25 protein-coding genes and 1 other RNA gene are annotated in these 23,868 nt (G+C 38.9%); 16 read left to right on the forward strand and 10 right to left on the reverse strand.

The window, feature by feature from the left end; all coding sequences use genetic code 11:
• Positions 1-3 precede the first annotated feature (3 nt).
• Complete coding sequence (locus tag QRD02_RS03385) at positions 4-1,695, reverse strand: M23 family metallopeptidase (protein WP_290253506.1); 1,692 nt, start codon at positions 1,693-1,695, stop codon at positions 4-6.
• A gap of 150 nt (positions 1,696-1,845) precedes the next feature.
• Between QRD02_RS03385 and QRD02_RS03390 the strand changes: the two genes are divergently transcribed.
• The 4 genes from QRD02_RS03390 to rny all read left to right on the forward strand — a co-directional run bounded on the left by QRD02_RS03390 (position 1,846) and on the right by rny (position 4,218).
• Positions 1,846-2,136 (forward strand): coiled-coil domain-containing protein, encoded by a 291-nt coding sequence (locus tag QRD02_RS03390; RefSeq protein ID WP_290253507.1) that lies wholly within the window; start codon positions 1,846-1,848, stop codon positions 2,134-2,136.
• A gap of 10 nt (positions 2,137-2,146) precedes the next feature.
• Entirely contained in the window at positions 2,147-2,437 is a 291-nt protein-coding gene (locus QRD02_RS03395; protein WP_290253508.1) for a cell division protein ZapA, read from the forward strand.
• A 54-nt stretch (positions 2,438-2,491) separates the two neighbouring features.
• Positions 2,492-2,599, forward strand: a non-coding RNA gene (gene ssrS, locus QRD02_RS03400) — 6S RNA.
• Between the two features lie 59 nt (positions 2,600-2,658).
• Positions 2,659-4,218 (forward strand): ribonuclease Y, encoded by a 1,560-nt coding sequence (rny, locus tag QRD02_RS03405; protein WP_290253509.1) that lies wholly within the window; start codon positions 2,659-2,661, stop codon positions 4,216-4,218.
• A gap of 91 nt (positions 4,219-4,309) precedes the next feature.
• On the opposite strand, the gene QRD02_RS03410 is transcribed toward rny, so the two are convergent.
• Positions 4,310-5,257 (reverse strand): aldo/keto reductase, encoded by a 948-nt coding sequence (locus QRD02_RS03410; RefSeq protein ID WP_290253510.1) that lies wholly within the window; start codon positions 5,255-5,257, stop codon positions 4,310-4,312.
• Positions 5,258-5,387: 130 nt separating this feature from the next.
• Complete coding sequence (xerD, locus tag QRD02_RS03415; protein ID WP_290253511.1) at positions 5,388-6,284, reverse strand: site-specific tyrosine recombinase XerD; 897 nt, start codon at positions 6,282-6,284, stop codon at positions 5,388-5,390.
• Positions 6,285-6,393: 109 nt separating this feature from the next.
• On the opposite strand from xerD, the gene QRD02_RS03420 reads away from it, so the two are divergent.
• The 5 genes from QRD02_RS03420 to aroQ all read left to right on the forward strand — a co-directional run bounded on the left by QRD02_RS03420 (position 6,394) and on the right by aroQ (position 9,664).
• A complete protein-coding gene (locus QRD02_RS03420; RefSeq protein WP_290253512.1) occupies positions 6,394-6,948 on the forward strand; it encodes a porin family protein in 555 nt (184 codons plus the stop codon).
• Positions 6,949-7,130: 182 nt separating this feature from the next.
• Entirely contained in the window at positions 7,131-7,757 is a 627-nt protein-coding gene (locus QRD02_RS03425; RefSeq protein WP_290253513.1) for a porin family protein, read from the forward strand.
• Between the two features lie 137 nt (positions 7,758-7,894).
• Positions 7,895-8,542, forward strand: coding sequence for a porin family protein (locus QRD02_RS03430; protein WP_290253514.1), 648 nt, complete (start codon positions 7,895-7,897; stop codon positions 8,540-8,542).
• A gap of 82 nt (positions 8,543-8,624) precedes the next feature.
• Positions 8,625-9,206, forward strand: a complete 582-nt coding sequence (locus QRD02_RS03435) for an outer membrane beta-barrel protein (RefSeq protein WP_290253515.1) — start codon at positions 8,625-8,627, stop codon at positions 9,204-9,206.
• 41 nt (positions 9,207-9,247) lie between these two features.
• Positions 9,248-9,664, forward strand: coding sequence for a type II 3-dehydroquinate dehydratase (gene aroQ / locus QRD02_RS03440; protein WP_290253516.1), 417 nt, complete (start codon positions 9,248-9,250; stop codon positions 9,662-9,664).
• A 61-nt stretch (positions 9,665-9,725) separates the two neighbouring features.
• Here the strand turns inward: aroQ and QRD02_RS03445 are convergent, their stop codons facing one another.
• The 5 genes from QRD02_RS03445 to QRD02_RS03465 all read right to left on the reverse strand — a co-directional run bounded on the left by QRD02_RS03445 (position 9,726) and on the right by QRD02_RS03465 (position 14,027).
• Positions 9,726-10,802: an alpha/beta hydrolase-fold protein gene (locus tag QRD02_RS03445; RefSeq protein ID WP_290253517.1), complete on the reverse strand. Its 1,077-nt coding sequence runs from the start codon at positions 10,800-10,802 to the stop codon at positions 9,726-9,728.
• A 269-nt stretch (positions 10,803-11,071) separates the two neighbouring features.
• Complete coding sequence (gene lpdA / locus QRD02_RS03450) at positions 11,072-12,448, reverse strand: dihydrolipoyl dehydrogenase (RefSeq protein ID WP_290253518.1); 1,377 nt, start codon at positions 12,446-12,448, stop codon at positions 11,072-11,074.
• A 180-nt stretch (positions 12,449-12,628) separates the two neighbouring features.
• Positions 12,629-13,030 (reverse strand): peptide-methionine (R)-S-oxide reductase MsrB, encoded by a 402-nt coding sequence (msrB, locus tag QRD02_RS03455; protein WP_290253519.1) that lies wholly within the window; start codon positions 13,028-13,030, stop codon positions 12,629-12,631.
• The gene (gene msrB / locus QRD02_RS03460) at positions 13,023-13,511 is read right to left on the reverse strand and encodes a peptide-methionine (R)-S-oxide reductase MsrB (protein ID WP_290253520.1); all 489 of its coding nucleotides are present in this window, start codon (positions 13,509-13,511) and stop codon (positions 13,023-13,025) included. The genes msrB (QRD02_RS03455) and msrB (QRD02_RS03460) overlap by 8 nt, the downstream gene beginning before the upstream one ends.
• Before the next feature lie 3 nt (positions 13,512-13,514).
• Entirely contained in the window at positions 13,515-14,027 is a 513-nt protein-coding gene (locus QRD02_RS03465) for a collagen-like protein (protein WP_290253521.1), read from the reverse strand.
• A 215-nt stretch (positions 14,028-14,242) separates the two neighbouring features.
• Here QRD02_RS03465 and QRD02_RS03470 point away from each other — a divergent pair, with 215 nt between their 5' ends.
• The 7 genes from QRD02_RS03470 to mscL all read left to right on the forward strand — a co-directional run bounded on the left by QRD02_RS03470 (position 14,243) and on the right by mscL (position 22,941).
• Entirely contained in the window at positions 14,243-15,064 is an 822-nt protein-coding gene (locus QRD02_RS03470) for a M48 family metallopeptidase (protein WP_290253522.1), read from the forward strand.
• 82 nt (positions 15,065-15,146) lie between these two features.
• On the forward strand, positions 15,147-16,466 hold the full coding sequence (locus QRD02_RS03475; RefSeq protein ID WP_290253523.1) for an MFS transporter: 1,320 nt from the start codon (positions 15,147-15,149) through the stop codon (positions 16,464-16,466).
• 46 nt (positions 16,467-16,512) lie between these two features.
• Positions 16,513-17,907, forward strand: a complete 1,395-nt coding sequence (locus tag QRD02_RS03480; protein ID WP_290253524.1) for a DUF6252 domain-containing protein — start codon at positions 16,513-16,515, stop codon at positions 17,905-17,907.
• A gap of 233 nt (positions 17,908-18,140) precedes the next feature.
• Positions 18,141-20,591, forward strand: coding sequence for an endopeptidase La (gene lon, locus QRD02_RS03485; protein WP_290253525.1), 2,451 nt, complete (start codon positions 18,141-18,143; stop codon positions 20,589-20,591).
• A gap of 125 nt (positions 20,592-20,716) precedes the next feature.
• Positions 20,717-21,736, forward strand: a complete 1,020-nt coding sequence (porQ, locus tag QRD02_RS03490) for a type IX secretion system protein PorQ (RefSeq protein WP_290253526.1) — start codon at positions 20,717-20,719, stop codon at positions 21,734-21,736.
• A complete protein-coding gene (cmk, locus tag QRD02_RS03495) occupies positions 21,737-22,432 on the forward strand; it encodes a (d)CMP kinase (protein WP_290253527.1) in 696 nt (231 codons plus the stop codon).
• Positions 22,433-22,506: 74 nt separating this feature from the next.
• Positions 22,507-22,941, forward strand: coding sequence for a large-conductance mechanosensitive channel protein MscL (gene mscL / locus QRD02_RS03500; RefSeq protein WP_290253528.1), 435 nt, complete (start codon positions 22,507-22,509; stop codon positions 22,939-22,941).
• Here mscL and QRD02_RS03505 read toward each other — a convergent pair.
• Both QRD02_RS03505 and QRD02_RS03510 read right to left on the reverse strand, forming a co-directional pair.
• Positions 22,931-23,302, reverse strand: coding sequence for a DNA topoisomerase IV (locus QRD02_RS03505; protein ID WP_290253529.1), 372 nt, complete (start codon positions 23,300-23,302; stop codon positions 22,931-22,933). The two genes, mscL and QRD02_RS03505, sit on opposite strands and share 11 nt — an antisense overlap.
• Positions 23,303-23,348: 46 nt before the next feature.
• Complete coding sequence (locus QRD02_RS03510) at positions 23,349-23,729, reverse strand: helix-turn-helix domain-containing protein (protein WP_353959567.1); 381 nt, start codon at positions 23,727-23,729, stop codon at positions 23,349-23,351.
• Between the last annotated feature and the right edge of the window lie 139 nt (positions 23,730-23,868).

Here is a 23,868-nt window from a genome sequence, read left to right on the forward strand (position 1 = left end):
GTGTTAGGGTTGTTTTCTGAAAAATTTTGCTTCAAATGTAGCACTATTTCCAACATTATCTATTACTATAAGTTTGAAATTATTCTCAGTTTCCAGATTAACATTATCATTAAAATTGTAGGTTAGAACGTCTTTTTTATAATCATATTCCATTAAAATGAATTTATTATTGATTGTTGCTCGGTAAGAGCTTATACCGCTTAAATCGTCCGTTATTTTTACTTGCAGAAAATTCTGGTTGCTGATCCACTTCCCATCGGTAAAGTTTATAGGCTTTATAGTGGGAGGCGATGTGTCCATGGCAACAGTATAACTGCCAAAGGTTCTAGTTTTTGCAGTTAATTTATCGCCATTGCGCGAGGTGGAGGTATAGTAGGGAAGCCCTCTGTAATTCAGTCTTCCAATATAAAGCTTGTCCCGGTCCGCTTCGTTATAATTGGAAATATCTGCAGTAATTGAAATGTTGCTGTGTATAGGAACAACGTCTTCATGGAATTTCAATATGTCGCCCTCATCCTTAATGTCAAGATAGGTGTCTTCATATAGGCTATTGGCGGGAATATAGATGCTGAATTTTCCCTTGGTTATTGAGGTAGCGTGATCTGCAAAAATGTAATCATCAGTTTTTTCCAATTTTTTCGGATTTAAGATTTCCATTTTTTTTCCATCGATGGGGATAGAGACCATCATAGTATTACCTTTAAAATCAAAAACCTCAATGGTATAAATGGAAGTCAAGCTGTCCTGCACGTTTATATAGCCATTGTCATCTTCTTTGGTTATGATGCTTAGTGGATTGTTTGTTTCCCGAAAGAGTTTTTGGACCATACTTTTATTAATTTCATAATAATTATAATCCGTGTACCTATTTAGATAACGCGTTTCGGAAAAATCGAATTTATTGAATAGTACCTCAAATTTTTCCGTACCGTTAAATCTTGTGTTTATTTTATAGGAACCGTTTTTGTTTGAAGCCCCATCCTGCTGATCGAATGTGGTGATTCCGAAACCAATTTTACCGAAAGCAGTTACATTTTCCGTTTTGTAGTTTCCGTCTTTCTGTTTAATGAGTCTCAGCTTCGTCCGATTTTGACCCTGATTTATATGGGCGTCCGCACCAATTGGGTATGCGAAAACAGCACTTACAATGGGTACTTTTGAATCGGGAATTTCAATTCCAAAAAGTAGTGGATTCATGGGCCTTTGCGAGCCATCACGAATTTCGAAATGCAAATGGGGACCGCCACTACCGCCGGTGTTTCCCGTGAAGGCAATTAAATCGCCCTTTTTAACCGGTAAAAGTGTTTTTTCAGGAAAGAGTTCTACTTCAAAAGTCTCTTTTGCGTATTGGGTATCCTTTACGTATTTTTCAATGTCTCCCGCAAAACTTCGTAGGTGGCCGTAAACAGTGGTATATCCGTTTGGATGAAGAATATATAGCGCTTTGCCATAGCCATAATGCTGCACATTTATGCGGCTCACAAAACCGTCAGCTGGGGCGTAGACCGCAAGGCCTTCCCGTTGTTCGGTTTTCAAATCCAAGCCGCTGTGAAAATGGTTTGCACGCATTTCGCCAAAATTCCCGGAAAGCACTAAATTAATATCCAGCGGGCTGGAAAAATAGTCGGTAGGTATATCATTTTGGCTGAACGCAAACCCACCAAAAAGCAGGAGCATTGATAAAAAATTCTTCATAGTGTAAATTTAAAAATACGCTATAATTAAAAGGGGAGAGGGATTGATTTATTGTACTATTCTTCAATAATACAAAAATTTATGGAAAACAGTTTGCTTTTTAGGGATGGTATGCTAACTTTGTGAGTGAAGTATTGAATATAGGTTTTAATGAGCAATCTTTCTGAAATAGTTGATTCTCTTGAAAATAGAATTGGCAATTTGCTTGACAGGCACCAAAAATTAAAAAAAGCCAATGCAAATTTGGAAGAAGAGCTCGCAGAATTAAAATTGAAACAGCAACATTTTGAGAAAGAAATTGAAGTCTGGACCGAAAAATGCGACTCATTAAAACTGGCAAATTCAATGCTCGGCAGCGACCAACATAAACGAGAAACTAAACTTAAGATAAACGCTCTTGTCCGGGAAATTGACCATTGCATAAGCCAGCTTTCCGAATAAAAATATAACAATGGCCGAACCATTAAAAATAAAACTATCAATTGCTGACAGGGTTTATCCCCTCAACATCAATCCTTCCCAGGAGGAGGGGCTGCGGTTAGCCAGCAAAAAGATAGAAGAAATGATTAAGAAGTTCGAACAAAGTTATGCCGTGCGTGACAAACAGGATGTACTGGCCATGTGTGCCCTCCAGTTTGCCGCCCAGGTAGAGCAAAAACAAATTGATAAATCGAGCGACACGCAGGAAACGGAAGAAAAGCTAAAGGCTTTGGACCGCTTATTGCAGGAGCAATTGTCATAACGTTCTTTAAATTAAATAAAAGGTACTGCCTACATTAATACTAATTTTTGGTAAACTCAACAGGAATTCTTTAAAAAGGGTGAGTTGAAGTTGCAAAAGCGAGCCGTCTTTGAGCGGATACTTGACCAACTTATTAACCCTAAACTTGTTTTTAAGGAGTTTATTCAAAATAATAATATTGATGTAGGCTTTTTTTATACACATAATTCAACGAAAAAAAAATGGACATCATAACTATTATAAGTGGCTTCGTTGGTATTGCGATTGGTTTTTTTATTGCAAAAATACTGGAGCGCAACAACGCCTCCCAGCTAATTTCACGAGCAAAAAAGAGCGCAGTTTCCATACTGAAGGAAGCCAAATCTGAAGCTGAAACAATAAAAAAAGATAAGATTCTGCAAGCCAAGGAGAAATTCTTGGAACTAAAATCTGAACACGAAAAGGTAATCCTCAATCGTGACAAGAAAATATCAGAAGCTGAAAAAAGAATTCGCGATAAAGAATCACAAGTATCAAACGAATTGGCCAGATCCAAAAAGTTGAATGCCGAACTGGAGGAAAAACAATCCGATTTTGATGAACGAATTTCAATATTAGAGAAAAAACAAAACGACCTCGAGAAAATGCACCGCAGCCAAGTGGAGCAACTGGAAGTAATAAGCAGTCTTTCCGCCGAAGAGGCAAAAACCCAACTGATGGAAAGTTTAAAGGATGAAGCCAAATCCCAAGCCATGGCATTTGTCCAATCTTCAATGGAAGAGGCAAAAATGACCGCGCAGCAGGAAGCCAAAAAAATAATTATCAACACCATTCAACGTATCGGAACTGAGGAAGCCGTTGAAAACTGCGTATCCGTCTTCAATCTTGAAAGTGATGATGTAAAAGGCAGAATTATCGGTAGGGAAGGCCGAAACATACGAGCCATTGAGGCCGCTACGGGAGTGGAAATAATTGTGGATGACACACCAGAGGCAATAATATTGTCTTGCTTTGATTCCGTGAGAAGAGAAATTGCGCGTCTTTCCCTTCACAAACTAGTAACTGACGGCCGCATTCACCCTGCACGTATTGAAGAAGTCGTCCAAAAAACCACCAAACAAATAGAAGAAGAAATTATTGAAGTTGGAAAACGAACCGTGATCGATTTGGGAATCCACGGTTTGCATCCAGAACTTATAAAAGCGGTGGGCAGAATGAAATATCGTTCGTCCTATGGCCAAAATCTTTTGCATCACTCGCGCGAGGTAGCAAGACTTTGTGGGGTAATGGCCGCAGAACTTGGTTTAAATGCCAAGCTTGCGAAAAGAGCCGGATTGCTGCACGATATTGGAAAAGTCCCCGAAACGGAAACCGAAATGCCCCACGCCCTTCTGGGTATGCAATGGGCCGAAAAATATGGTGAAAAACCAGAAGTATGCAATGCAATAGGCGCCCACCACGATGAAATTGAAATGACTGGATTGCTTTCTCCAATTGTACAGGTGTGTGATGCAATTAGCGGTGCAAGACCTGGAGCAAGACGTCAGGTGTTGGATTCGTATATTCAACGTTTGAAGGATCTTGAGGATATTGCCTTCGGTTTCGGTGGTGTGAACAAGGCGTATGCCATTCAGGCTGGGCGTGAGTTGAGAGTAATGGTTGAAAGTGATAAGGTGAGCGATGAAAAAGCAGCACAACTTTCTTTTGAAATTTCACAGAAAATCCAAACGGATATGACCTATCCGGGACAAGTGAAGGTTACCGTTATTCGCGAAACACGGGCCGTGAATATTGCCAAATAATTCAAGAAAAAATTTTTATTCAATAAAAACCGCAATTGTAATGTTGCGGTTTTTTTATTGTTATCTGGCCTGGAATATTCTCAACTCTTGCTTATTCGTCATATAGATTTTCATATCCTTTGGACGGTTCTTCGAAAAACTTTCCTGTAATGTAGCGGAATTGGCGGTCAAGTTTTGCGATTTTTTTCAAATCAGCATCCGTTAGCGATACGTCGGCAGCTTTGAAGTTTGAAATAATATGCTCTTTGGTAGTCGATTTCGGAATTGCCGCACAACCTCTATGGTTATGCCACGCAATTAGCACCTGCGGAACGGTCGCATTTCTTTCCTTGGCAATTTCCGATAAACTATTTATTTCCATCATATTTGGTTCGTCCTCACCTTTCATTGCACGCGATCTATCACCAGAGCCCAGTGGAGAATATGCTGTCACAAGAATGTTTTCGCTTTTACAATATTCAAGTAATGAATTCTGCTGCAGAAGCGGGTGAAGTTCCACCTGATTCATTTCGGGTTTTATAGTTGCCTCGGAAACAATTTCGCTCAATTTTTTTTCGCTGAAATTGGAAACTCCAATATGTCGCGCAAGTCCGTGCTTTTTTAGCATTTCCATTTGGCGCCAAGTTTCGATAATTGGGGCTTCCTCGGGAGTTAGATAATCTTCGGGCGTTTTTGGAGAACCAACTCCATTTCTAAAAGCAACAGGCCAATGTATTAAATAGAGATCCAAATAATCGAGATTCAATTTTTTAAGAGATTCCTCTAACGCCGGCCTTACCTGTCCTTCGGCGTGCGAATCATTCCATAATTTGGAGGTAATAAATATATCTTCACGGAAAATTCTTCCTTCTGCAAAAATTTCCGAAAGTGCTTCCCCAATTACTTCCTCGTTGCCGTAGATTGCTGCCGTATCAATATGCCGATAACCCGCATGAACGGCCTCCTTTATAGCATTTTTTAGTTCCTTGCCGCCAGCCTTCCACGTGCCCAAACCTATAGCGTGCATCCTGTCGCCATTACTGAATTCTAAAGTTTTCATAGTTGTTTTTTATTTAAAAGATTTGCTTCTGAAAATACAAAACAGCTGCAACAACCCGAAAAATCTGATAAGGTTTGGGATTTATTTAACCCGTTTCAATTTGAAGTAATTCCCGAGGAAACCATCCAATTTATTTTCTGGGATGGAATTTATTGATAACCTCTGAAAGATGACGTCGATCCACATGAGTATAAATTTCAGTAGTGGTTATGCTTTCGTGGCCAAGCATTTGTTGGATTGCCATTAAATCTGCACCATTCTCCAAAAGATGTGTGGCAAAGGAATGCCTGAATGTGTGCGGACTAATGTTTTTTCGGATGCCTGTCTTTTCAGCCAAGCGTTTCACAATTGTAAAAATCATGGCCCTCGTCAATGGACTGCCATGCTGGTTTAAGAAGAGCGTATCCATTGCCTGTGGTTTGATTTTTTGGTGCACGCGAATTTCCTTCCTATAAATATTGATGTATTTTTCAGTGGTGGGTCCTATTGGCACCAAACGTTCCTTATCGCCTTTGCCCGATACTTTTATAAAACCTTCATCAAAGAACAGATCTGAAATTTTGAGGTTTGTTAATTCTGAAACTCGGAGGCCGCATCCATAAAGGGTTTCGAGAATTGCACGGTTTCTTTCCCCTTGCTTTGAGCTTAAATCTATAGCGGTTATTAGGGCATCAATTTCCGATAGGGCAAGGGTATCAGGCAATTTTCTACCTAATTTTGGTGAATCAATTAGTTCCAATGGGTTTGTTTTTCTGTATTCCTCGAAAATCATATAATTGAAAAAACCTTTCAATCCTGAAATTGTTCGGCTTTGGGAGCGCGGATTTACTTTTTTTGCCAGGTCATAGATGAACTGTTGCAGGGTATCTTCGGAAATGGAAATGGGTGAAATAGCCATTTCATTGTTCTCTAACCAACGGGATAATTTCTTAATATCCAGCGAATAGTTCAAGATGGAATTTTCGGAAAGTCCACGTTCCAACCGTAGATAATTTTCATAGTCTGTTAAAACTTGTGACCACTTCATTCCGCTATATTACCAATAAAAACCATAGTTAACAAAAAACTAAATATATTTTAAGCCATAACATTAAAGGTATCTTTACCGTTAAAATTGAAACTTAAAAAATAGAATTATGAAAAAATTGATTGTTGTATTTATTACGTTATTTATTGGAACCGTATCTTTTTCTCAAGAATTGGATTTGGGTATTAAAGCTGGGGTAAACTTTGCAAATATTTCTGATGTTAACGATCTTTCAAGTAAAACAGGATTTCAGGCCGGGGTTTTTGCGGGTATAAAATTTTCTGAAAAAATCGGAATTCAGGCAGATGTTCTTTACTCACAACAAGGAGCTGAATTTGATGCGGGGAAATTTGATTTGAATTATATTAATGTCCCCATTGTATTGAAATATTATTTGGTTCAAGGACTGAATATCCAGGCCGGACCACAATTCGGATTTATCATTGACGATGATATTTATACCGATACTTTCGGAACAAATTCAATTGAGGCGAATGCAGAAAAAAGCGAAGTTGCTGCTGTAGTTGGCGCGGGTTACGATTTTCCATTTGGGGTAAGGCTTGACGCTCGCTACAATTTTGGTCTTACTGACGTTTCCAAAACCGACAATTTCGAGGGAAAGAATAATGTATTCTCCCTTGCATTGGGCTATTCCTTTTTGTAAACCAGAAAAATCCCATTATAAAAGCCGTTCCTGAGGAGCGGCTTTTTTTATTAAATAATTAAGAAACTTCACGAGAAAGCCTTAAAGATTGGTTGTTTTTTCGTTAAAAAATATCAAAAGAACGGAATCGTAGATTTTATAATACGGTACTTTGGCCCATTAACAAAAAAAATCAAATAATTATGAAGAAGTTATTTTTTATTACAGCTATTACAATTATGTCAGTTTCCGCATCACAGGCCCAAGAGGTACGGATTGGTGCGAAAGCTGGTGTCAACTTTTCAAACTTCGGAGGCGATGTTGAAGACTCAAACTCCCGAACAGGTTTTCATCTTGGAGGATTGGTCGAAGTTCCTATTAATGAAAGATTCTCCATACAGCCTGAGATTTTATATTCCGCACAGGGATCCGAGTTTGAAGAATCGGGAAGTTTTGAAGGCATACCTTATGATTACAAAGTGACAACCAAATTGGATTATATTCAGGTGCCAATAATGGCAAAAGTATATTTAATAGAGGGGCTTGCCATTGAAGCCGGTCCACAGGTGGCTTTTTTAGTTTCCGATAAATATGAATTTGATGGAAATGTAGGTCCTTTTGATGATAACGATGAGGGAGATCTGGATGAGAACGATCTTTCTTCCGTTGACGTTTCGTTGGGTGCCGGTGCATCCTATAGATTACCGATGGGATTGTTTTTTGGAGCTCGATATAATTTCGGTTTAAGCAATGTGAACGATGCCGCTGATCGAGATGATTATAAAATACATAACAATGTTTTTCAACTATCTGCAGGTTTTTCATTTTAGTATAAACCCAGACATAATATATTATAAAAAACCGTCCTTTATGGACGGTTTTTTTTCAAATAATTAAAACTTTAAATCAACATAAAATAAAATTTTATTAAGTTTGGCCTATAATTAACCATAAAACAAATTAAATCATGAAAAAATTTTTACTTTTTGCTGCGTTCGCAGTTTTTGTATTTACAGACGGTTATTCCCAAGAAATACGATTTGGGGCTAAAGCCGGGGTCAACTTTGCTTCTATCGTAGGAGATGAAACAGAGGATGTTGACGGAAGAACAAGTTTTCATATTGGAGGTTTAGTAGAAATACCTATTACGGAAAAATTTGCTATCCAACCCGAACTTCTTTTTTCATCACAAGGTGCAAAAGCTGAGTATTCGGATAGCTTTGAGGGAATTGAAGTAAATTATGAAGAGTCACTTAAACTTGATTACATAAATATTCCCGTAATGGCTAAATATTATATTATTGAAGGCTTAAGTGTTGAAGCAGGTCCACAGATTGGTTTTCTTGTTTCTGCCAATGCAGAATATGAAATCTCTGGAGGGGGAATGTCTGACTCAGACGAAGAAGATGTAAAAGATTTTTTTAAATCAATAGATATTGGATTTGGAATAGGCGCATCTTATAGATTACCAATGGGGGTATTCTTTTCAGCAAGATATGCAGGTGGATTTACTGATATAAATGATGATATAGAAACAGATTTTGGAGATATTGATATTGATGATTTTTCCCAAAGAAACAGTGTAATACAACTTTCAGTTGGTTATTCATTTTAGATAAAAACAAGTAAGTGTAAAAGCGGAAGAGAAATCTTCCGCTTTTTTATTTTCTATATTTGCCTCCTTATAAAAATAACCTATGAGTAAAAAAATACTTTTACTTTACAGTCTATTTCTTTCACCTTTCTTGGTTGCCCAAACTAAAAAGTTTGAAGTTGGGCCTGTAATAGCTGTGGAGTTTCCATTTGCAAGCAACAGCGGGAATAGCGATATTGAATTTGATTATACCCCACGACCTTCCGTTGGTGCAGCCTTTAAGATTACCTTTACTGAAAAATTTGCACTGCAGCCTGAATTTACGTTTCAATTAAGGGAAGTGAAGGCTATGAGCAATGGTAATGCCTTATTCAGGAATTCTCCCGTTTATGTCGTAATTCCTGTTTATGCAAATTATTCCCTAAATAAAAACTTTAGTTTACTTTTCGGTCCACGATTGGGTGTGGACGTAACGTTTAGCGCAACCTACAGCACTGGTTCAAATGGCACTTACAGCGAAACCACCGGTGAAACTCCAGAATTTGCGGGTGTTTTCGGTTTTCAATACACTACGCCCATAAATTTATTTTTGAATGTTAAGGGAATGTACGCCTTTACTAAGCCAGATTATAGCGACGAAATAAATGAGAGTGCCATAATGTTAGGAGCCGGCTGGTTTTTTTAGTTGAAAAGAAACCGTTCATTATAAAACAATATATTTGGAATATGAAAATAATTATCATAAACGGACCCAATTTAAACCTTCTCGGCAAACGCGAAAACGATATTTACGGCGACGAAACGTTCAATGATTTTTTTGAAAAGTTGCAGCAGAAATTTCCCATATTATCTCTTTCCCAATTCCAATCAAACATTGAAGGGGAATTGATTGATAAAATTCAAGAAACTGGCTATAGTTATGATGGAATAATTCTTAATGCAGCGGCATACACCCATACTTCCATTGGCATTGCTGACGCAGTCCGCGCAATTGAAACCCCCGTCGTGGAGGTGCATATTTCCAACACTTTTTCCCGTGAGGAATTTAGGCATAAAAGCTATATTGCGCCAAACGCAAAAGGCGTGATTGTTGGGTTTGGATTGCAAAGTTATGAGTTGGCGTTGCAGAGTTTTTTTAAATAACTCTTAGTCGCCTACATTTTTCAATAAATTGATTTTTAAGAATTTTCATTGTCAAAATGAATCAATACTTTAAATAAGCATTGAAAAAGGGGAGCAGATCCGTATAAATCCGTCCCTCGAAACCACCCAAATTGCTCACGTGGTCTCCAATATATTCCTCTGCAAAATGTGGAATTCCAAAGGTTTCGAGTTTTTTACTGAATTGTAAAGCAGTTGTGGGTACATGGGAAAAATCTTCATTGCGTCCCCAATCTATTTTTAGGGCCACTAAATTTTTAAGGCCGGGTAAATGATTTTCAACCATATTCATGGGGAAATTTGCTTCCCATTTTTTTATTACGTCCAGATTAATAAATGGTTTTCCATTTGAATAACTAACTGGAAAATCGGCTTTATATTTTGAATTTTCATTGGGAGAATAGGCTCTGGCCATACTTACAATTACTGCTGCATAAAATGCTTTTTCATCCCAGGTTTTTTCAAAATCTTCTATGCCTTTTATTATATCGGCTTCATTTTTTGATTCGCCTAATATTTTAAACCCGCTGTTTTGGATAGTAAAATCACCAGACCAATTTAATACCGCGGGACTCATTGCATAAATGGCGCCAAAGACCTCAGGAAAAAGCATCCCAATTTTTAAGGCTCCGTTGCCACCCATGGAATGTCCCGAAAGGCCTCGACTATTTCTATCTACAATTGTCCTAAAATTTTTATCGATATAGGCTACCACATCCTTCCCGATAAAATCGGCCCAATTACCTGTAATAATTGAATTGGTGTAAAAACTTCCTCGGAATAATGTATTGCTGTTGGGAAGCACCAAAATTGTGGGGCGCAATATGCCTGATTTTATAGCTTCGTCCATTAATTGTTTCAATTTCATCCATTCGAACATTTCGGTATCCGAGGAATTAAAACCGTGCAGAAAATAAATAGTTGGATATTTTTTGGTGCTGTCATCATAACCTGGTGGAAGGTAAACAGATATTTGCCTCAGGGGATTTTCACCACCACGATTTCCCTCAATGGAAGGAGCTAAAAATTTATTTACAACTATTCTCCCTGCTGCCTGACTGTAAGTTGAGGGGACTGATAAGAATCCTACAAAAACTAAAAAGTAGAGCAATTTTTTCATAAGTGAATATTTATTGTTTAGCAATTACGAGGAAAAATGGTTACTCTATAAATAATGCACTGCAACCACTTTTGGATAAATTAAAGTACGAAATTGTGTGGAGAAATTGAGAATTTATAAAATAAAGAACATAATTACAGAGATTTATAAAAATGATTTTTAATTATTTAATGAAACCTTGCCTCAAAAAAAAAATCTCCCTGAGTTGTAACTCAAGAAGATCTTAAAAATTAATAGTTTTAAGCGATACGGAAGAATCCGAAATTACATCATAAATGAATCACTTCCCCATAAGCATCAGCCACGGCTTCCATTACAGCCTCGCTCATAGTTGGGTGTGGGTGGATCGCCTTCAGCACTTCTTGGCCGGTGGTTTCAAGCTTTCTTCCCAAAACCGCTTCGGCAATCATATCCGTAACGCCGGCGCCAATCATGTGGCAGCCCAGCCATTCGCCGTATTTGGCGTCAAAAATTACTTTTACAAAACCGTCCTTTTCACCGGAAGCACTTGCTTTTCCGCTTGCGCTGAAAGGGAACTTCCCTACTTTAATTTCATAGCCCGCTTCCTTGGCTTGTTTTTCTGTCATACCAACGCTTGCAATTTCTGGCGAAGCATACGTACAACCGGGAATATTTCCGTAGTCGATAGGCTCGACGTGTAACCCTGCAATCTTTTCAACGCACGTAATCCCTTCCGCCGAAGCCACGTGGGCTAGGGCAGGGCCGGGCACTACATCGCCAATGGCGTAATAACCAGGGATGTTTGTTTGGTACCAATCATTTACCATTATTTTTCCTTTGTCGGTTACGACTCCAACATCTTCGAGACCAATATTTTCGAGGTTTGAAGCAATTCCTACGGCGGAAAGTACAATTTCAGCTTCCAGTGTTTCTTCGCCTTTAGCTGTTTTTACGGTAGCTTTTACCAGTTTACCACTCGTATCCAATTTCTCTACGGAAGAATTCGTCATTACTTTTATTCCAGCTTTTTTGAAGGAACGTTCAAACTGTTTTGACACATCTTCATCTTCCAACGGAACTAAATTCGGTAGAAATTCAACAATAGTTACTTCGGTTCCCATAGAATTGTAGAAATGGGCAAACTCCACGCCGATTGCGCCGCTACCCACAACAATCATACTTTTGGGCTGGGTTTTTAACGTCATCGCTTCACGGTAGCCAATTACTTTTTTGCCGTCTTGTTTAAGGTTAGGCAATTCGCGGGAACGCGCACCGGTTGCAATAATTATATGGTCTGCGGAAATTTCCTTCCCATCAACATCCACTTTTTTTCCGGGCTTCAATTTTCCGAAACCGTTTATAACTTCAATTTTATTCTTCTTCATCAAAAACTGCACGCCCTTGCTCATTCCATCGGCAACGCCACGGCTTCGTTCCACAACTTTTCCGAAATCCTTGTCAAATTCCTTTACTGTAAGGCCGTAGCTGTCCGCATGTTTTAGATAGTCAAAAACCTGTGCGCTTTTCAAAAGTGCTTTTGTTGGGATGCAACCCCAGTTCAAACAAACGCCCCCAAGGCTTTCTTTTTCAACAATTGCGGTTTTTAAACCGAGTTGTGAAGCGCGTATTGCGGTAACATATCCACCGGGACCGCTTCCTAAAACTATTACGTCGTATTTGCTCATTATATTATTTTATGTGAATTTCTTTTGAAGCAACGAATTTACAAAATACCGAAGGAAAAGCACCAATTATTAAATTCCAAATTCCAAAAAAAGCACCAAATTCCAAAAGACTCGTTTTAGAATTTGGTGCTTACAATTTGGAATTTCTTTGGAATTTGGTTCTTAAGATTTGTAAATTTCTTATTTTCTGAATTCCAACGAAAGTGAATTCACGCAATATCGTTGGCCTGTTTCAGTTGGACCATCGTTAAAAATATGCCCCAAATGGCTACCGCAATTGGAGCAGAGGATTTCGGTGCGAATCATTCCGTGAGTAGTATCCTTTACATATTCCACGGCGCCTTCAATAGAATCGTCAAACGATGGCCAGCCACAGCTGCTTTCAAATTTGCTGTTACTTTCAAAAAGGGGCGTGTGGCAAGCACCACAAACGTAAGTGCCATTTTCGAAATGCAAGTTGTATTCACCAGTTCGAGGAAATTCGGTTCCTTTTTCACGAAGAATGTGATATCGTTTTTCGCCCAATTCCTCGCGCCATTCGGCTTCCGACTTGTTGACGGGATATTTATTTGGATTATTCATTTTCAGGTATAAAATTTAAAGCAACTCCATTAATGCAATGTCTCTTGCCCGTGGTTTCCTTAGGGCCATCGTTAAAAACGTGACCCAAATGTCCGCCGCATGTGGCACAATGCTCCTCGGTGCGGGTGAAGCCAAGTTTATTATCTGTGGAATATGCTACATTATCTTCAATGGCACGGTCAAAACTGGGCCAGCCAGTGCCACTATCAAATTTGTGCTTGCTTTCAAAAACAGGAGCACCGCAACCAGCGCAAACATAGGTGCCTTTTTGATGGTTGTCATTAAAATCACTTGAAAATGCAGGCTCCGTTCCTTCGTGTCTCAACACATTGTAAGCTGCGGGTGAAAGCTGTGCTTTCCAATCGGCATCGGTTTTGGTGACTTCAAACGTATCTTTTGCGGCTATTTTATTCTTTTGGGCTGGAGAGTTGCAGCTAACGAGTAATAAAATTAGAATAGATAAAGTGGTTAAAACTCTCATATATTAAAGTACTAATTTTTCAATTTGAGAATTCTCCATTTCTATGGTTCTAAGTAAAACTTCCATTGAGGGTTTGGTTTGTGCAAATTCCGCTGGAACTATGGCAATTCGAAAAGTTTGATTGTTTGTAAAACCAGAATCCAATAAAGTTAAATCGAAATTAGCATCCAAAAACAATCGAACATCCAAAAATGTATGATCAAAATTATATACTAGGGTTCCTTGATTTACAAAATAAGTTTGCGGAAGTTGTTCCCAAACATCAATTGGGCCACCGTTTCCAGAAACTGTTTCAACCAAGTGATAGACTAATACTGCATCGCTCTCAAAAACTTCAATGTTTACGGGAAAGCTCACCAAATTTTCATAATTATTGCCATTGTTAAAAGTCACAGTGGTTTCAAAAACCTGTCCTAAGAAAGAAACGCCGTCCTGTCCCGGAGGCCCAGGATCGCCTTCGCAGGAAGTGAATAAAACTGTGGTAGTAATGGCCAAAAAAAGAAGTATGTTTTTCATAATTGATATTTTAAATATTTAGACATGAAATTTTACAAAAGTCGTTCCACTTTTTGTAACGGTTAAAAATAAAGGCATCGGGAACAAAATCTTATTAAAGAAACACTAAAGTTTAAATAAGGTTTGATCTATTCTGAAAATTCAATTTTAGAAAAATTTTGGGAACAATCTATATTTATATTTCTAATTTTAACATTTAAACAAATTCACCATATATGAAATTTTCAAAATCGATTTCCATTCTATTGTTAGGGATATTGGTTGTTGCGTGTAGCACCAATCCCTTTACCGGAAAACAGACCTTGGCCTTGGTGCCAAATTCCCAGATTTTACCAATGGCTTTTCAGCAATACAAGGAATTTTTATCTGAAAATAAGGTTGTGAAGAATTCCGCGGATGCACAAATGGTAAGATCCGTGGGACAAAAAATAGCGTCTGCGGCCGAACGGTATTTGACCGCAAATGGTTATGCCGGCTATTTAACGGATTATCGTTGGGAATACAATCTAGTTGAAAGCAAGGATGTGAATGCGTGGTGCATGCCCGGAGGAAAAATTGTGGTCTATACGGGCATTTTACCAATAACTAAAAATGAAGCAGGATTGGCCGCGGTTATGGGCCACGAAGTAGCACACGCACTTGCAAATCATGGGCAACAGCGCATGAGTGCTGGGCAATTGCAACAATTGGGTGCTGTGGCAGGAAATGTAGCCCTGGCCAATAATGCGGAATATCAGCAAATTTTCAACACCGCTTATGGAATGGGGAGTAATGTGGGAATTATGCTTCCCTTTAGCAGAAGCCACGAAACGGAGGCAGACCATATTGGCCTGATTTTAATGGCTATTGCGGGATATGAGCCAAGTGTGGCGGCTGAACTTTGGCAGCGTATGCAAGCCCAGGAAAATGGTAATACACCGCCGGAGTTTTTGAGCACACACCCATCCAGCAGTACAAGAATCCAAAACATTCAAGCGTGGGCGCCCGGGGCACGGGCAGAGGCTAAAAAATTTGGTGTTACCTCATTTAAAAGATAAAAAGATAAAACATAATTTTTTTAGAATCCCGCACAAAGCGGGATTTTTTATTAGCTTAGTGATCTCAAAAAAACCATAATATATGCCCCAATTGCTGAAAGGAAGTAAGAAGCTGCTTAATGCTTGGGCTTTTTATGATTGGGCAAATTCCGTTTATAGCCTGGTAATTGCTTCTGCTATATTTCCTATTTATTACCAAGCACTGTTTAAATCTGCGAATATTGCCACAGTTTCCATATTGGGAGGAAGCATTCGCAGTACACCACTAATAAGCTATACAACTGCCGCCGCTTTTCTAGTGGTTGCTTTAATTTCTCCTTTCCTTTCGGGTATTGCAGATTATGTGGGCAACAAAAAGAATTTTATGAAATTCTTTTGCTATTTGGGCGCTTTTTCTTGTATAGGCCTTTATTTTTTTACACTTGACAATATATATTTTAGTTTGCTCTGCTATTTTTTTGGACTTATTGGTTTCTGGGGAAGCTTGGTTTTTTATAATTCCTATTTGCCGGATATAGCTTTTCCTGAACAGCAGGACAGGGTGAGCGCACGTGGTTATTCCATGGGATATATTGGCAGCGTTGTTTTGTTATTATTTAATTTATGGATGGTAATGTTTCCGCAACATTTTGGTTTTGGCGAAGGGGGCGAAGCAAGTATGCGAGCCATGAAATGGTCCTTCGTGACTGTGGGAATTTGGTGGATTCTTTTCAGCCAATATTCCTTCTATTTCCTTCCCAAGGGAAACAAAAGCGGAAAAAAAGTTAGCTCAAAAATAATATTGAACGGGTTCCGGGAACTTGGAGGGGTTTACAGATCACTATCCGCTAATTTGCAATTGAAAAGATATTTAGCCGCTTTTTTTGTGTACAGCATGGCCGTTCAAACTGTGATGCTAGTAGCTACTTATTTCGGCGAACAAGAAATTGCGTGGGGCGGAGATGATGCAAAAGTGATTGGATTGATATTAAGCATTTTGATTATTCAACTGGTGGCGGTTTTGGGAGCGATTTTAACCTCCCGTGCTTCGGAAAGATTTGGAAACATTCTGGTTTTGGTTGTAATAAACATCATTTGGGTGTGCATTTGTGTGTATGCGTATTTTATTGATACACCCACTCAATTTTATGCTACCGCGGGAGTAGTAGGGTTGGTGATGGGAGGAATACAATCACTTTCGCGATCCACTTATTCCAAATTTTTGCCACAAACGAAAGACACAACTTCCTATTTCAGTTTTTACGATGTTGCCGAAAAAATCGGGATTGTCGTAGGAATGGTACTTTATGGGTTTATTGACCAACTGACTGGAAGTATGCGAAATTCCATTTTATTTCTGGTTTTGTTTTTTATAACAGGTGTAATTTTGCTATTAAGAGTACCAAGAAATAAAAACAATTAAACAATTTTTAACTAAGTTTGCGTTTATTACCTACAAACTCCTATTTATGAAGAATATCTATCTTTTGAGAGGAATGCTTCTCTTATTTATAACCTTTCAATTTCTTTCGTGTGAAAATGAGCCACTCACAGGTGAATTTGTCCAAGAAGAACAAAATGAAGCCGAAGAGGGTCAATTTAAAGCCCAAGTTTCTGGATCGGAATTTATCGCATCTTCAACCAGCGCAACTATGACTTCTGAAAATGAACTGGTAATTACCGGTTCTAAACCGGGTGGGGAAGATATTGTGTTGGCCATTACCAATGCGGCAGTGGGCACCTTTAGTCTAACCACTGGTGGCACAAATGAAAATGCCGGAGTTTATTTTGACGGTTCAGCAAATTTACTTCCTTACATATCCGCTCAAGCTCTCGGTGGTTCGGGCCAATTGAAAATTACCGAACTTAATACCGATGCACAGACAGTGACGGGAACCTTTAGTTTCGTGGGCTTTCGAATAAAGGTAGATGCAAATGGAGATCCGATTTTGGATGGTGATGGAAATCCAGTTTTGGAAAACATTGAAATATCAAGCGGCGCCTTCAACGCAATTGAATATATACTTGACGACACCGGAGGAAATGGCGGCGGGAACCTTCCCGACAACGAATTTTTTGCAAAAGTTGATGGCGTAGATTTCATTGCAGATACCATTTCTGTTACCGAACCGGTAGTTGGCAATGTTCATATGATAAAAATAGAAGCCCGAACTGCGGATAGAAAACACATTCGAATTGATGTTCCGCGTTCCTTGGGAGTAGGCACTTTTGAAATGGTTCCTATTTCGGACGGCACAAAATTGATTGCATTGTATAATGCGGGCGACGGTACCGAAAATCTGACCTCCAACCCGGGAACAATTACAATTTCGGAATTTGATCTTGAGGCGGGCGTGCTAAAAGCTACTTTCAACTTTACTGGAACCGATCCCATAAACCAATTGCCTGATGTAGTTCAAATAACGGAAGGTAGTTTCACGGCATATTTTGAAGGGGTGCCTGGGGCAAACAATACATTCACGGCAAACATTGATGGAGCAACATATACACCTGACGAACTATTGGTTGAAACCTCAGTGGTAAATCAGTATCCGCGCGTTACAATAACAACAACCCAGGATGACAAAAGAATGGTGTTAAGTTTCCCGCTAACCGTTACTCCCGGAACTTTTGAAATGAGCACTGAAGTAATTAACGGAGATGAAATTGTGGCAACTTACACTCCAATAGTGGGAACCTCCATTACTTATGTTTCCACACCAGGTAGTCTGGTGATCACCAATTATGACCTTGCAAACGGATTGATTGAAGGAAACTTCAACTTTACCGGTCGAGATGCAACAGGGCAGGATCCCACAATATTCCAAGTTACAGGAGGGGAATTTTTAATTGTCCTTCCTTAAAAAATTAAAATCGTAATAATAACGCCGTCTTGGGAAATTTCTAAGACGGCTTTTTTTATGCTCTAAAGGAAAATCAAGATGTATTAAACATAACTGGCATAACTCTTGAAATATAGATAGGATGAGCGTGTGTTCGTCTGAATATCAACGTTCTTACTAACTAGTAAAAGATATATTATAATCATTATACATCGTGCGCAATTGAATTGTGACACAATGTCCTAAAATAAAATATGGCAAATTCAAAACTTACAACATTCGACAAGTTGTCATTTCAGGATTTAAAGGAAGATGCAGAATTCATTCCGCTTATGTCAGCGGAAGATGAAGATGCAATGCATAAGGAACAACTTCCTGAAATTCTCCCAATTTTACCACTGCGCAACACAGTTTTATTTCCCGGTGTTGTAATTCCTATAACGGCAGGACGCGACAAATCCATAAAACTTATAAACGAAACCAACAAAGGAAATAAGGTTATTGGAGTAGTGTCGCAAAAAGATGAAGATGAAGAAGAACCCGGAATTGGCGATATCAATACCATTGGAACCGTGGCACAGATTCTTCGGGTGCTGAAAATGCCCGATGGAAATACAACGGTTATAATTCAGGGGAAAAAGCGATTTGAAGTTGCAGAGGTTCTCACTACCAGCCCATATATGACCGCGACCATAAGGGAAGTAGCCGAAGCACGCCCTGAAAAAGAGAGCGAGGAGTTTAACGCCATCATAGATTCAATAAAGGAAATGGCGCTTCAGATAATCAAGCAAAGCCCGAATATTCCTTCGGAAGCCGCCTTCGCCATCAAGAATATTGAAAGCTCCAGTTTCCTCATCAATTTTGTTTCTTCAAATTTAAATATTGATGTAGAGGAAAAGCAAACGCTACTGGAAATAAACAATTTGAAAGATCGTGCGCTTGAAACCCTTCGCTATATGAATATGGAAATCCAGAAGCTCTCGCTTCGCAATGATATTCAGAGCAAGGTGCAAAACGACATAAATCAGCAGCAACGTGAGTATTTTCTGCAGCAGCAAATGAAAACCATTCAAGAGGAGTTGGGTGGTTCATCCATGGAGGAGGAAATAGATGAAATGCGCGAACGTTCCAAAACCAAAAAATGGAGCAAGGAAGTTGAAAAGCATTTTCAGAAAGAGCTTTCAAAAATGCAGCGAATGAATCCGCAGGTGGCAGAATTCAGTATTCAGCGCAATTACTTGGACTTACTTTTAGATTTGCCTTGGAATAAATACAGCAAGGATAAGTTTGATTTGAAGCGCGCCCGAAAGGTTTTGGATCGCGACCATTATGGCCTTGATGATGTGAAAAAACGAATCATCGAATATTTGGCGGTATTAAAGCTCCGTAATGATATGAAATCGCCCATACTCTGTCTTTACGGTCCTCCGGGGGTTGGAAAAACTTCCTTGGGAAAATCAGTTGCAGAGGCATTGGGACGAAAGTATGTTCGGATGAGCTTGGGCGGGCTTCGTGATGAAGCAGAAATCCGTGGACACCGAAAAACGTATATAGGCGCAATGCCGGGACGAATTGTGCAGAGTCTTAAAAAGGCTGGAACGAGTAATCCGGTTTTTGTTTTGGATGAAATTGATAAAATTTCGGCTAGCAACCAGGGTGATCCCTCTTCGGCAATGCTTGAAGTTCTCGATCCCGAACAAAACAATTCTTTTTATGACAACTTTTTGGAATTGGGCTATGATCTTTCCAAAGTTATGTTCATCGCTACTTCCAACAGTCTAAGCTCTATTCAGCCAGCATTACGCGATAGAATGGAGATTATTAATGTTACCGGATATACAATTGAAGAAAAGGTGGAAATCGCGAAAAGACATTTGCTCCCAAAACAACTAAAGGAACACGGTCTGGAAAACGAAGCTTTAAAGATTGCGAAGCCGCAGCTAGAAAGGATTGTGGAAGGTTATACTCGCGAAAGTGGCGTCCGTGGCCTTGAAAAGCAAATTGCGAAAATGGTACGATACGCCGCAATGAAAATTGCAATGGAAGAGGCATACGAACTAAAAGTTACCAATGAAACAATTATTGAAGTTTTGGGCGCTCCAAAAATGGAACGTGATAAATATGAAAACAATGATGTTGCCGGCGTAGTAACGGGTCTTGCTTGGACCAAAGTTGGCGGGGATATTTTATTTATTGAATCTGCACTTTCTAAAGGAAAGGGCACTTTAAATATGACCGGAAACTTGGGTAAGGTTATGAAGGAATCCGCAACCATTGCCCTAGAATACATAAAATCCAATGCAGATCGTTTGGGCATTAAGCCGGATATATTTGAAAATTATAACATCCATATTCATGTACCTGAAGGCGCTACCCCAAAAGATGGCCCTAGTGCGGGAATTACAATGCTCACCTCATTAGTATCACTTTTCACGCAGCGGAAAGTAAAAAAATCCATTGCGATGACGGGCGAAATTACGTTGCGAGGAAAAGTTCTGCCCGTGGGTGGAATAAAGGAAAAAATTCTTGCTGCAAAACGGGCTCGTATAAAGGAAATTCTACTTTGTGAGGACAACAAACGTGATATTGATGAAATAAAACCCGAATATTTAAAAGGGCTAACCTTTCATTATGTAAAAGATATGAGCGATGTTCTAAACCTGGCATTGACCCAAGAAAAGGTAAAGAACGCAAAAAAGCTCTAATCCATTTGTCAAAGCTGATTAATGTACAATTGACTATTATACATTAATCAGCTTTGATTTCTTTCCTTTGTAAAAATAAATTATACTTGCATTCGTTTAGTTTTTAGTTACGGTAACACGCGTCTATGGCCCAAAAGGTTTTTTTTGTTGTTTCACTTTTAGTATCTCAGCTTTTGGCAGCACAGATAGGGGGAAGGGCAACATATCAATTCCTTAATTTGGTAAATAGTCCTCGAATGGCCGCACTTGGTGGCAAAGTAGTTACAAACTATGATTATGACCCTACACAAGGTCTTTTCAATCCGGCTAGCATCAACCCGGCCATGGACAACCAACTTTCCCTTAATTATACAAATTATATTGGCGACGTAAATTATGGTACGGCCAATTATGCCTATCTGTGGGATCGTAGAACGCAAGTGTTGCATGCGGGAGTAACGTATGTAAACTACGGAAAATTTGACGGGTACGATGAAACAGGCAATCCAACAAGTAGTTTTAGTGGTGGTGAAGTCGCTCTTTCGCTTGGCCATGCAAGAAATATAGCATTTACTAATTTTCACGTTGGCGTAAATTTAAAATTGATTTCCTCAAAACTGGAAAATTATGGATCATTCGGAGGTGCGCTGGACGTGGGCCTTATATATGTTTATGAGGATTGGGATTTACATATCACGGGAGTTGCTCGAAATATTGGAATTCAATTTACGCCATACCACGAAGAATATGAGCCGCTTCCCTTCGAAATTATTTTAGGGATTTCGCAAACATTGGAAAATATACCCATTCGATGGCATTTCACTTTAGAAAATATGCAGCAGTGGAATATTGCCTTTGCCAATCCATCCCGTTCCGAGACAGATTTGGAAGGAGAAACCACCGAGGAAAAAATAACATTTGTGGACAATGCCTTTCGACATATGATTGCCGGCATTGAACTTTTCCCGGAAAGTGGATTCAACATTCGATTGGGGTATAATTTTAGAAGGGGCGAAGAACTGAGAATTGTGGATAAACGCGCATTTGCTGGCCTAAGCGCCGGATTTGGAATAAAGCTGAATAGATATAGACTGAGCTATTCCTATTCAAAATATAGTACGGCCGCATCCTCCAGTTTTTTTGGCCTAAATATAGATCTTCAGTAAATGAAAAAAATTACCATTGCCATTGACGGTTATTCCTCCACAGGAAAAAGTACGGTTGCAAAACAACTTGCGGATCATCTGGGCTATGTTTATGTGGACAGTGGCGCAATGTATCGGGCGGTAACTTTATATGCAATGCAGCATGGAATAATTTCAAAGGATAAATTCGATATTCCGGAATTGAAGGAAGCACTTCCGTCCATTCAATTAAAATTCAAAAAAGAACCACATTGGGAAAAGGCACGAATTTATTTAAACGGAAATGATGTTGAAGACGAAATTCGGAATTTGGAGGTTTCTAAATTCGTAAGCCCAATTGCAACCATACACGAAGTACGTGTAAAGTTAGTGGCCCAACAACAGCAATTTGGTTTGGAAAAAGGTGTTGTGATGGATGGTCGAGACATTGGCACGGTGGTTTTTCCTGAGGCTGAACTTAAAATTTTTATGAACGCCTCTTCGGTGGAACGTGCCCAACGCAGGCTTAAGGAACTCTTGGATAGAGGGGATAGCGTTACATTCAACGAGATTTTAAAAAATATTGAAGAGCGCGACTTTATTGATACCACCCGGGAAGATTCTCCCTTGCGCAAGGCAGATGATGCCATTGAAATTGACAATTCAGAAATGAATCTTGAGGATCAGTTCCACGTAGCGCTACAGTTGGCAAAAGATAGAATTGCGGGACGAATTTAAATTTCTTTTTCCCCATATTTCTTCATGCTCCCAAATCATTTTTAGAATCGAAACTTATAATAAAAACTTATAAAATGAGCTTTTTTCAAGAGTTTAAAAATTTCGCTATAAAAGGCAACATGATTGATATGGCCGTCGGAATTGTTATCGGCACAGCCTTTAATAACGTAATCAGCACCATTGTAAAGAAAATTGTAATGCCCCCGCTTTCGATGCTTACCGATGGGGTGAGACTTTCGAATAAAAAATATGTGCTACGGTCTGCCTCAGAATCGGCAGAGGAAGTTGCCGTGGGTTATGGCGAATTGATTGAAGTATTGATTGATTTTTTCATAATTGCCTTCACCATATTTTTGGTCATAAAATTAATCAACCGGTTTAAGAAAAAATCTGAGGATCCGCATGACAAAACAGTTGAAACACCCAAAAACATTCAACTTCTTTCAAATATTGAAAAGCTGATGGAAGAACAAAATTCACTTCTCAAAAGCAAGAATATTAAGGAATAACCTTGCGTGCCGAGGCCTTGCTTGTTTTGGTTTTTCCGACCTCTCTGAATTCAAAGGTGTAAGTATTCTTGTCTGTGGCTAAAATTTTTATGTGAATGGCCTTCTTTTCCGCCTGATTTTTTGGATTCAGTTTTTCCAAAACATATTCACAGTCGTTAATCCATCGCACAGATGAGGTATCGCTTTTTCCATCGAAGTAATCTATCTCAATTGAATCCTTCCGGATTATTGTGGTTTTAAAAACTTCCGTACCCGAGAGAGCTTCGAATTCGAATGTGCCAGTTTTGAAATCGGAACAATCGCGTTCCTTATTATAACAGCTGGTCAATAAAAGAAGGGAGAAAAGAAAGGTTATGCGCATTTTAAAATTTTTAAAAGCGAATTTCCGAAAAAATAGTGAAATCCACTCAATTCTGGTAGACATTAAAACTACCGTCCTTATAAAATATAACTATTCTTTCGATGGATTTTAAATTTCTGTCCGTGTAAACTGCTTTACTTTGTTCCTTAATATTTTGTTCGGAAAATAAATCCATCGGTATTTTTCCAGATACTTCGTCTTTAGATTTTGGAGTTATCGACTTACCTTTATTTTCATTGATAGAAGGGAAAGTACCCTTTCCAAATAATAGCCAATTCATTTCAACCTCATCAAAATTTTGTAACATTTTCATTACAAAATCCAAACTTGGTTTATTCCTACCGGAAAGTAAATGAGAGATCGTGGACCGATTAAAGTTTATTTTTTCTGCAAAAGCAGTAGCGCTTAACCCATAATATTCGAGCACTTTTTCCAATCTTTTTACGAACTCCGAACTGTTTAACATTGTAACAAAATAATTATTTTAACACTGCTACAAATGTAAAATAATTCTCATTAACATCAGAGGATAGATTGAAAAATATAGAATTCTAGTTATATTTTTA

The organism is Aequorivita aurantiaca, from assembly GCF_030410135.1.
In the GTDB taxonomy this organism is placed as follows: Bacteria; Bacteroidota; Bacteroidia; order Flavobacteriales; family Flavobacteriaceae; genus Aequorivita; species Aequorivita aurantiaca.

What these genes read in the sequence shown, in the direction of transcription:
- QRD02_RS03390 (WP_290253507.1), top strand. Translation starts at nt 1,846, where the DNA reads ATGAGCAATCTTTCTGAAATAGTTGATTCTCTTGAAAATAGAATTGGC.
- mscL (WP_290253528.1), top strand. Translation starts at nt 22,507, where the DNA reads ATGAGCTTTTTTCAAGAGTTTAAAAATTTCGCTATAAAAGGCAACATG.
- QRD02_RS03505 (WP_290253529.1), bottom strand. Translation starts at nt 23,302, where the DNA reads ATGCGCATAACCTTTCTTTTCTCCCTTCTTTTATTGACCAGCTGTTAT.
- QRD02_RS03395 (WP_290253508.1), top strand. Translation starts at nt 2,147, where the DNA reads ATGGCCGAACCATTAAAAATAAAACTATCAATTGCTGACAGGGTTTAT.
- lpdA (WP_290253518.1), bottom strand. Translation starts at nt 12,448, where the DNA reads ATGAGCAAATACGACGTAATAGTTTTAGGAAGCGGTCCCGGTGGATAT.
- QRD02_RS03480 (WP_290253524.1), top strand. Translation starts at nt 16,513, where the DNA reads ATGAAGAATATCTATCTTTTGAGAGGAATGCTTCTCTTATTTATAACC.
- QRD02_RS03420 (WP_290253512.1), top strand. Translation starts at nt 6,394, where the DNA reads ATGAAAAAATTGATTGTTGTATTTATTACGTTATTTATTGGAACCGTA.
- lon (WP_290253525.1), top strand. Translation starts at nt 18,141, where the DNA reads ATGGCAAATTCAAAACTTACAACATTCGACAAGTTGTCATTTCAGGAT.
- rny (WP_290253509.1), top strand. Translation starts at nt 2,659, where the DNA reads ATGGACATCATAACTATTATAAGTGGCTTCGTTGGTATTGCGATTGGT.
- QRD02_RS03410 (WP_290253510.1), bottom strand. Translation starts at nt 5,257, where the DNA reads ATGAAAACTTTAGAATTCAGTAATGGCGACAGGATGCACGCTATAGGT.
- cmk (WP_290253527.1), top strand. Translation starts at nt 21,737, where the DNA reads ATGAAAAAAATTACCATTGCCATTGACGGTTATTCCTCCACAGGAAAA.
- aroQ (WP_290253516.1), top strand. Translation starts at nt 9,248, where the DNA reads ATGAAAATAATTATCATAAACGGACCCAATTTAAACCTTCTCGGCAAA.
- porQ (WP_290253526.1), top strand. Translation starts at nt 20,717, where the DNA reads ATGGCCCAAAAGGTTTTTTTTGTTGTTTCACTTTTAGTATCTCAGCTT.
- QRD02_RS03470 (WP_290253522.1), top strand. Translation starts at nt 14,243, where the DNA reads ATGAAATTTTCAAAATCGATTTCCATTCTATTGTTAGGGATATTGGTT.
- QRD02_RS03425 (WP_290253513.1), top strand. Translation starts at nt 7,131, where the DNA reads ATGAAGAAGTTATTTTTTATTACAGCTATTACAATTATGTCAGTTTCC.
- msrB (WP_290253520.1), bottom strand. Translation starts at nt 13,511, where the DNA reads ATGAGAGTTTTAACCACTTTATCTATTCTAATTTTATTACTCGTTAGC.
- QRD02_RS03435 (WP_290253515.1), top strand. Translation starts at nt 8,625, where the DNA reads ATGAGTAAAAAAATACTTTTACTTTACAGTCTATTTCTTTCACCTTTC.
- QRD02_RS03385 (WP_290253506.1), bottom strand. Translation starts at nt 1,695, where the DNA reads ATGAAGAATTTTTTATCAATGCTCCTGCTTTTTGGTGGGTTTGCGTTC.
- QRD02_RS03430 (WP_290253514.1), top strand. Translation starts at nt 7,895, where the DNA reads ATGAAAAAATTTTTACTTTTTGCTGCGTTCGCAGTTTTTGTATTTACA.
- QRD02_RS03475 (WP_290253523.1), top strand. Translation starts at nt 15,147, where the DNA reads ATGCCCCAATTGCTGAAAGGAAGTAAGAAGCTGCTTAATGCTTGGGCT.
- QRD02_RS03465 (WP_290253521.1), bottom strand. Translation starts at nt 14,027, where the DNA reads ATGAAAAACATACTTCTTTTTTTGGCCATTACTACCACAGTTTTATTC.
- msrB (WP_290253519.1), bottom strand. Translation starts at nt 13,030, where the DNA reads ATGAATAATCCAAATAAATATCCCGTCAACAAGTCGGAAGCCGAATGG.
- QRD02_RS03445 (WP_290253517.1), bottom strand. Translation starts at nt 10,802, where the DNA reads ATGAAAAAATTGCTCTACTTTTTAGTTTTTGTAGGATTCTTATCAGTC.
- xerD (WP_290253511.1), bottom strand. Translation starts at nt 6,284, where the DNA reads ATGAAGTGGTCACAAGTTTTAACAGACTATGAAAATTATCTACGGTTG.